Source organism: Nocardiopsis lucentensis DSM 44048, from assembly GCF_000341125.1.
GTDB lineage: Bacteria > Actinomycetota > Actinomycetes > Streptosporangiales > Streptosporangiaceae > Nocardiopsis > Nocardiopsis lucentensis.
On the sequence record NZ_ANBC01000783.1, the window covers coordinates 1 to 7,336 of the forward strand.

The window sequence follows — 7,336 nt, forward strand, 5'->3', positions numbered from 1 at the left end:
TCGTCATCAAGGTCCTTCGTCTTCGGCCGCGGAGTGGCGCGGGGTGGGCACGGAGCCGGACCCGCGGGCCCGGATGGGGCGGGTGCCCACGACGGCGGTCGTGGGCACCCGCGTCGGCTCCGGGTCAGACCCGGTCGGCCGCGATGAGCAGGTAGTGGAAGCTGCCCTCCTTGTAGGCGGTCAGGAACGGGTCCTCGATCCCGGTCGCCACCGAGGACTGCGCCCGCAGCTCCCAGTACGGGATGGTCTGGTCGGTCAGGTCCACGACGTTGATCGGCACGAGGTTGTTGGCCGCCATCGCCCGGAAGTACGCGCTGCGCGGGTGGATGTTGCAGGTGTAGTGCTCGTCGATGCGGCTCACCGCCTTGGAGCGGCCGCCGGTGACGTCGTTGTAGCAACCGGTGATGGTGACGTAGCGGCCGCCGTACTCGAGCAGGCGGGCGTGCTCACGGAACAGCTCGAACAGGTCCACGTACATCGTGGACTCGTTGTTCCAGCTGGCCCGCAGCGACCCCGACGCGAAGCCGGTGTCCAGCATGTTCTTGAAGTGGAAGGCCACCTTGTCGGAAACGCCGCGCTCCTCGGCCTGCGCGTTGGCGAAGTCCACCTGCTTCTGGGAGATGCTCACGCCGTCCACGTGGCAGCCGAAGCGCTGGTTGGCCATGAAGCTCGTGCCGCCCCGGCCGGAACCGGTGTCCATGATGCGGTCGTCGGGGCCGACCTCTCCGAGGTGGTCGAGGAGGACGTTGGCCTGGGCGGTCTCCAGGCGGTGCATCTCCTCGATGATGCGCGCGTCGCGGGTCTCCTCCGGGCCCTCCAGCACGGACGGGTCGTAGTCGCCGATCCCGTAGTGGTGGTGGAAGAGACCGTCGACCTCGCCGAGACGAATGTTGACGGGGTCCTTCTCGGCGTTCCAGTACTCGGCGACGGACTTCTGGTAGTCGGTGCGCAGGACCTGCTCGGAGGAGGGCATGGTCGACGTCATGTAGGGGAAACTCCTTGTCGTGAAGCGGGCGGTCCGGCGGAGTGCCGGACCGGGTCGGAGGGCACGCGCCCCCCGGACGTTCAGTCGTTGCTCGTGCCGTGGTAGCGGCCGCTCGACGAGTGCCACTCACGGCTGCCGCCCAGCCAGGCCCACGTGCCCGCCAGGAACCGGCGCAGCTCAGGTGAACCGGCCGCGGCCAGGGCCGAGGCCTCGGCCTCGAAGGTGTGCATGAGTTCGTCGTGGATCTGGACGGTCCGCTCGACGGCCTCGCCCAGCGAGCAGTCCTCCTCGGTGGCGATCAGCCGGGGCAGGCTGAAGTCACCGGGGTCCTCCTTGGCCATGGAGTACAGGTCGTTGACGATCACGGTGGCGGTGCCCGCCAGCGTGAACGCCCGGCGGACCCGGGGGTCGGCGAACTCGCCGTAGGGCAGCTCGTAGCCCGCGATCGCGTCGATGAGGACCATGCACGGGACGAAGCTGTTCTCGTGCCGGTGCATGAGGAACTCCCACACCGGCGGACGCTGCCCCTGGGCCTGCCAGACGGCCTCCTGGTTGTAGGCGACGAACATGATGCCCAGTTCGTGGCGCAGACGGCGCACCTGCGACGTCGTCGCCATGGTGGACAGGTTGTTGATCGCCGAGCGCAGCGCGACGCACACCGGGTCGTCCCGCACGACCCTTTCCAGCTGCGGCGCGTACCTGAGCGGCAGGTTGGCCTGGTCGATGACCGAGTGGGCGATCGCCAGGCGCTGGCCGAGCAGCTCCGGCCGCGCCTCCTCCACCTCCCCGTCGACGTAGTGGTCGTCCACCGACCACTCCGACAGACCGCACTTGGCCGCCGCGAGCAGGCGGTCGGGATCGTCGGTCTCGGGGTGGGCGAGCATCATCAGCCGCCCGAACTCGGCCTTCCTGATCTTGTCGAGCTGGCCGGGGTAGATCCCCACCTCCTCGGCCCACGCGACCAGGCGGCGGTCGACCTCCTCCCCCAGGGCGGGGTCGTCCCGCAGGGCCGGCGGACAGTACAGCACCAGGTCCTGACGGCCCTTCCTCGGCCGCGGCTCGACGTGGGGAGCGGCCCTGCCCTCCGCGATCTCCTCGACCTGACCGTCGGAACCGCCCGGCAACCTCGGTCCGGGCGGGGCGGCCGGGATCCGCGGCGCCGCCCCCCACCGGGGGGAGGCCGGGGCCCCGCCCCCGCGCGGGGACGGGGCCCCCGCGGGGGCGGCACCGGGTGCCGGTGCGACGCGCTCGGGGAGCAGGGCCGTGGCCGCCGCGCTGCCGAGTCCCGTGGGTCGGGTGGCCAGCCGGGTCGTGGCGGGCCCCTCCTGGNNCCTTCCTGGACCTCCGTCCCGGCCGGAGCGGTCAGCGGGGCGAACAGGTCCCGCCCACCGGGCCGTTTCGGGTCACGGAGCAGGAGATCCACCAGGTCGACCGCCGAGTGGGTGGCGGTGGAGGCGGACATCCGGGACAGCAGTGACACCGTCTCAGTCCTCCTTCCCTGTCAGCGGAGAACGGTCAGTCACGCGGCCGGACCTCGACGTTCTCCAGGATGCCGAGGGCGTCCGGGACGAGGACCGCGGCGGAGAAGTAGGTGCTGACCAGATAGGAGATGATGCCCTTCTCGGAGATGCCCATGAACCGGGCGTTGAGGCCGGGCTCGACCTCGTCGGGCAGGCCGGTGTGGTGCAGGCCGATGACGCCCTCGTTGTCCTCACCGGTACGGACGGCGATGATGGCGGAGGTCTGCTGCGCGGAGATCGGGATCTTGCCGCAGGGCAGGATCGGGACACCGCGCCAGGCGGGCAGGTGGTGGCCGTTGACGTCGACGGTGCCGATGGGCAGGCCGCGCTTGTTGCACTGCTTGCCGAAGGCGGCGATGGCCTTGGGGTGGGCGAACAGGAACTGCGTGTTGCGCCGCATGGTGATGAGGTCGTCGAGGTCGTCCGGGGTGGGCGGCCCCTCCTGGGTCTGGATCCGCTGCTTGAAGTCGGCGTTGTGGAGCAGGCCGAAGTCGCGGTTGTTGATGAGCTCGTGCTCCTGGCGCTCGCGCAGGGCCTGGATGGTCAGACGCAGCTGCTGCTCCGTCTGGTTCATCGGCTTGTTGTAGAGGTCGGCGACCCGGCTGTGCACCCGGAGCACGGTCTGCGCGACGCTGAGCTCGTACTCGCGGGGCTTGAGCTCGTAGTCGGCGAAGGTGGCGGGCAGGTCGGGCTCGCCGTTGTGGCCGGAGGCCAGCGCGATCTCGGCCTCGCCGTAGTTGTTCTGCTGGTGCTTGGGCAGGCTCTGGACGCTGTGGATCTGGGCCTGGAGGCTGGGCGAGTCGTCCACCAGGGCGATGAACTGGTCGCGGGGCAGCTCCAGCAGTGTGCCCGCGGTCGCGGCCTTGACCGTGAACTCCCAGTTCGGCTCGGTGTCGAGCAGGTACCGCTCACCGAACTTGTCACCGTCGGCCAGGACGCCCAGGCGGGTGGTCTCGCCGTAGGGCCCCTCGGTGGTCTTGTGCACCCTGCCGTGGGCCAGCAGGTACAGGTGGGTGGCCGGGGTGCCCTCCTGGGCGAGGACGTCGCCGGGCTCGAACTCGCGCTGGACGAACCGGCTCGCGAGGGCGTTCAGGACCGCGTCGTCGTCGTAGCCGCGCAGCAGGGACAGCTCGGCGAGCTCCTGCGGGATGACCCGGACCTCGGAGCCGGTCTGGTGGAACTCGATCCGGCCGTCGCCGACGGTGTAGGTGAGCCGCCGGTTGACGCGGTACGTGCCGCCGTCGGTCTGCACCCACGGGAGCATCTTCTGCACCCAGCGGGAGCTGATCCCCTGCATCTGGGGCGCGGACTTGGTGGTGGTGGCCAGGTTCCGCGCCGCCGCGGTCGCCAGGCTCTGCTGCTCTTCGGTTCGCACCTCAGGAGCTGAGTCGATCGACATCCGCCGTGTTTCTCCTCGTCGTTGGTCGCGGGTCCGTTCCGCGCGCTCCGCTGGGGACGCGTCGCGGTCGGGAAGTCCTTGGGAGTTGCTCACGTGCGCCGATCAGCCGTCATCGCTGGTCAGACGCGTTCCGTAAACCGCTGGACACACTAAGAGAGCATCCTTGCGGCACACAACCGATTCCCGGTTATTCATGGGGAACTCCTGATCGAACGCATCCGTTTCCCCGTCCCAATCCCATGAAACAAGGGAGGGTCGGCGCGCCCTCCGACCACGCGCCTCGACACCAAAAAACCACACACAACCATGCTGGCCTGCGAGTTTTTCTTCTGGAAAGGAGCCCGACACCCGGAGATCACAACACGACGAGGTGACCGTTTTGCGATCAATATCATGACATAGACGTTGTTTGAGGCAGCGATAACCCAGCGATTTTGGGTCGCCGCGAGAAATGAACTTCCGGCCAATACGCCCTCCTCCCCCGAATGAGGAAGAAACAACGTGAACACACCGCGGCGCCACCGGCGGGTGCCGCCCCCAGACCGCCGGGAGGGGGTGGCGCCGCAAGCGCGGAACCCGATACTTACCAAAAGGTAGGTACCTGAGAAAAAGGTGGGTACAAGAAAATTGGAATGTCCCCTCCACCTGGCTGGTTGGCCCCTGACAGCAGCCGGGACCCACTCCCGGCCCTGAGAACGGGAAGGACCATCACTCATGTCCGTCGTCATCACCGGTGCCACCGGTCACCTGGGCCGCCTCGTGGTGGAGGAGCTACTGGACAGGGGCCACGGCGCCGACGGGATCATCGCGGCCGGACGGGACACCGATCGGCTCTCCGCCCTGGCCGAGCGTGGTGTGCGCACCGCACGGATCGACTTCGAGGACCCCGCCTCGCTGAAGGCCGCCTTCGAGGGCGCCGACACCGTCCTGCTGGTCTCCGGTAGCGAGGTCGGCGGGCGGGTGCCCCAGCACCGCAACGCGATCGAGGCCGCCACGGCGTCGGGAGTCGGGCACCTCGTCTACACCAGTGCGCTGCGCGCCGACGCCTCTCCCCTGACCGTGGCTCCCGAGCACAAGGCGACCGAGGAGATCATCGCCGCCTCCGGGATCCCCCACACGATCCTCCGCAACGGCTGGTACAGCGAGAACTACGCCGCGGCCGTCCAGCAGGGGCCCCGGACCGGAAGCATCATCGGCGGCGCCGGACAGGGCAGGATCTCCTCGGCCGCCCGGGCCGACTACGCCGCGGCCGCCGCCGTGGTCGTGGCCTCCGGAGAGGGGCACGGCCAGATCCACGAACTCGCCGGGGACACCGCATGGACCATGGAGGAGCTGGCGGCACGGGTCTCGGAGGCCTCCGGCTCCCCCGTGGCTTACCGGGACCTGGGTGAGCGGGAGCACCGGCGGGCGCTCACCGACGCGGGTCTTCCCGAGGCGTTGGTGGACATGCTGGTCTCCACCGACCAGGCCGCCTCCCAGGGTTGGCTCGAGGAGGACTCCGGCGCCCTGTCCCGGCTGATCGGCCGCCCGACCACTCCCCTGGAGGAGAGCGTGGCCGCGGCCCTGTCCTCCTGAGGGAGGGCCCGGAGAAGGATCTCGCCCCGGTTCCTCACGCCAGCGCCGCACCCTCTAGTACCGGCGTGAGGGGCCGGGCCCGCCCCGGAGGTGAGCGCCGTCAGCGTTCCTCGGGTTCGGCGGTGGTAGGTCCACCGACCGAACATCCCAAAAGTTGGGTACCCAACCATGGGTAAGTTAAGAGTATGAGCGACGACATTCCCGCGAACACGCCCGCGACGGTCATCCGAGGGCGGGTCATGTCCGCGGACTGCCCCTCCCGCCGCCTCCTGGGCGACATCACCAGCAAGTGGGGGGTCCTCGTCCTGGTCTCCCTGCGCGGCGGACCCCGGCGCTGGAGTGAACTGCTGCGCGGCATCGGCGGCATCAGCGAGAAGATGCTCGCCCAGACCCTGCGCACGCTGGAGGGCGACGGGATCGTCCTGCGCGAGGCTCGGCCGGTCGTGCCCCCGCACGTGGAGTATCGCCTCACCGCCGCGGGACACGAGGTCACCGATCTACTCCTCCCCCTGCTCGACTGGGCGGAGACCCACGTGCCTCTGGCGGTCGGCGAGGATGGCGGCCCCACCGGCGAGGGATGGGCGGCGGCACCCCGCGTCGACGACAGGAGTTGGTTAGGCTAACCTAACGACGTGCGGCCGGTACCGGCCGCGTCCCCCGTCGAGGAGAGAGGCCCCGTGCGCGTCGAACAGCCCAGCCACCGCGCGATGCTCCGGACCCGTGTCGTGCGCACGGAGCGGACCAGCGAGCACTTCGTCACCGTGACCCTGGGCGGTGAGGATCTGGCGGACTTCCCCTACCTGGGCCGCGACCAGTTCGTCCGTGTCTTCCTGCCGCGGGAGGGCCAGGACCGGCTGCACATGCCCACGAGCGCCGACCGCAAGTGGGTCGTCCAGCTCTACGCCATGCCCAAGAGCAGACGCCCGCACGTGCGCAACTACACCGTGCGCGGCTTCGACCCCGAGCGGCGCGAACTCGACATGGAGTTCGTCGACCACGGCGACGCCGGTCCCGCCTCGGCCTGGGCCGGCGCCGCCCGACCCGGCGACGAGATGGGCATCCTGGCCGAGGGCGCCTACTACCAGCCCTCCGAGGACGCCGACTGGCAGCTGCTCGTCGGGGACGAGAGCGCCGTGCCCGCCCTGGTGTCGATCCTGGAACAGGCCCCCGACGACCTGCGCGCCCAGGTCTACATGGAGGTCCCCTCCGAGGACGACGTCCGTGACCTGACCGCCCCTCCCGGCGTGTCCGTGCACTGGTTGCCGCGCACGGATCCGCACGCCGTCCCCGGTGCCCTGGCCCTGGAGACCGTCATGGCCGCCGACCTTCCCGGAGGCCGCCCCTACTGCTTCGTGGCCGGGGAGAACAAGCTGGCCACCGGACTGCGCCGGCACCTGGTCCGCGAACGGGACGTACCCAAGCCCGACATCTCCTTCATCGGCTACTGGCGCCACGGCCGCGCCGCCATGGACTGACCGACTGGCCCCGGGCCGCCCGGCCGACGGAGCCGTCCACGGATCACCGGCCGCGTGGTAGAACGAGGATCCACGGTCGGTGCGGCCGCGCGTACGGGAACGTGAGCGAGGGGACGGGACACCCATGGGTGAGGAGCTTCCGGAACGCAGCCGTCAGGTGGCCGAGGCGCTGGAGCGCGCCGGAGCGCGGGGCACGGTACGTGCACTCCCGGCTTCGGCGCGCACCGCGGCGGAGGCCGCCGACGCCCTGGGCTGTGAGGTGGGCGCGATCGCCAACAGTCTGGTGTTCATCGCCGACGAGCGTCCTCTGCTGGTCATGACCAGCGGACGGCACCGGGTCGACCCCGTCCTGCTCGCCGAGCGGCTCGGACGCGATCGCATC

General features: G+C 70.0%; 7 protein-coding genes. 4 read left to right on the plus strand and 3 right to left on the minus strand.

Annotated features, from left to right (window positions below; genetic code table 11):
* Positions 1–124 precede the first annotated feature (124 nt).
* The 3 genes from D471_RS0127370 to D471_RS0127380 form a co-directional block, all read right to left on the minus strand.
* Positions 125–985 (minus strand): geranyl diphosphate 2-C-methyltransferase, encoded by an 861-nt coding sequence (locus D471_RS0127370; RefSeq protein WP_017601570.1) that lies wholly within the window; start codon positions 983–985, stop codon positions 125–127.
* Positions 986–1,065: 80 nt separating this feature from the next.
* A complete protein-coding gene (locus D471_RS0127375) occupies positions 1,066–2,109 on the minus strand; it encodes a family 2 encapsulin nanocompartment cargo protein terpene cyclase (RefSeq protein WP_017601571.1) in 1,044 nt (347 codons plus the stop codon).
* Positions 2,110–2,500: 391 nt separating this feature from the next.
* A complete protein-coding gene (locus D471_RS0127380; protein ID WP_017601572.1) occupies positions 2,501–3,904 on the minus strand; it encodes a family 2B encapsulin nanocompartment shell protein in 1,404 nt (467 codons plus the stop codon).
* A gap of 714 nt (positions 3,905–4,618) precedes the next feature.
* On the opposite strand from D471_RS0127380, the gene D471_RS0127385 reads away from it, so the two are divergent.
* The 4 genes from D471_RS0127385 to D471_RS0127400 all read left to right on the plus strand — a co-directional run.
* Positions 4,619–5,479 carry an SDR family oxidoreductase gene (locus D471_RS0127385; protein WP_017601573.1) on the plus strand — a complete coding sequence of 287 codons (861 nt, stop codon included), beginning with the start codon at positions 4,619–4,621 and terminating at the stop codon, positions 5,477–5,479.
* A 185-nt stretch (positions 5,480–5,664) separates the two neighbouring features.
* Positions 5,665–6,102 (plus strand): winged helix-turn-helix transcriptional regulator, encoded by a 438-nt coding sequence (locus tag D471_RS36505; protein WP_017601574.1) that lies wholly within the window; start codon positions 5,665–5,667, stop codon positions 6,100–6,102.
* Positions 6,103–6,156: 54 nt separating this feature from the next.
* Complete coding sequence (locus D471_RS0127395; protein ID WP_017601575.1) at positions 6,157–6,954, plus strand: siderophore-interacting protein; 798 nt, start codon at positions 6,157–6,159, stop codon at positions 6,952–6,954.
* Between the two features lie 124 nt (positions 6,955–7,078).
* Positions 7,079–7,336: YbaK/EbsC family protein (locus tag D471_RS0127400; protein ID WP_017601576.1), on the plus strand; the 258-nt coding region annotated here is incomplete at its 3' end.

Excerpts from the sequence above, each read along its gene's own strand:
- D471_RS36505 (WP_017601574.1), top strand. The coding sequence starts at position 5,665 with ATGAGCGACGACATTCCCGCGAACACGCCCGCGACGGTCATCCGAGGG.
- D471_RS0127380 (WP_017601572.1), bottom strand. The coding sequence starts at position 3,904 with ATGTCGATCGACTCAGCTCCTGAGGTGCGAACCGAAGAGCAGCAGAGC.
- D471_RS0127385 (WP_017601573.1), top strand. The coding sequence starts at position 4,619 with ATGTCCGTCGTCATCACCGGTGCCACCGGTCACCTGGGCCGCCTCGTG.
- D471_RS0127370 (WP_017601570.1), bottom strand. The coding sequence starts at position 985 with ATGACGTCGACCATGCCCTCCTCCGAGCAGGTCCTGCGCACCGACTAC.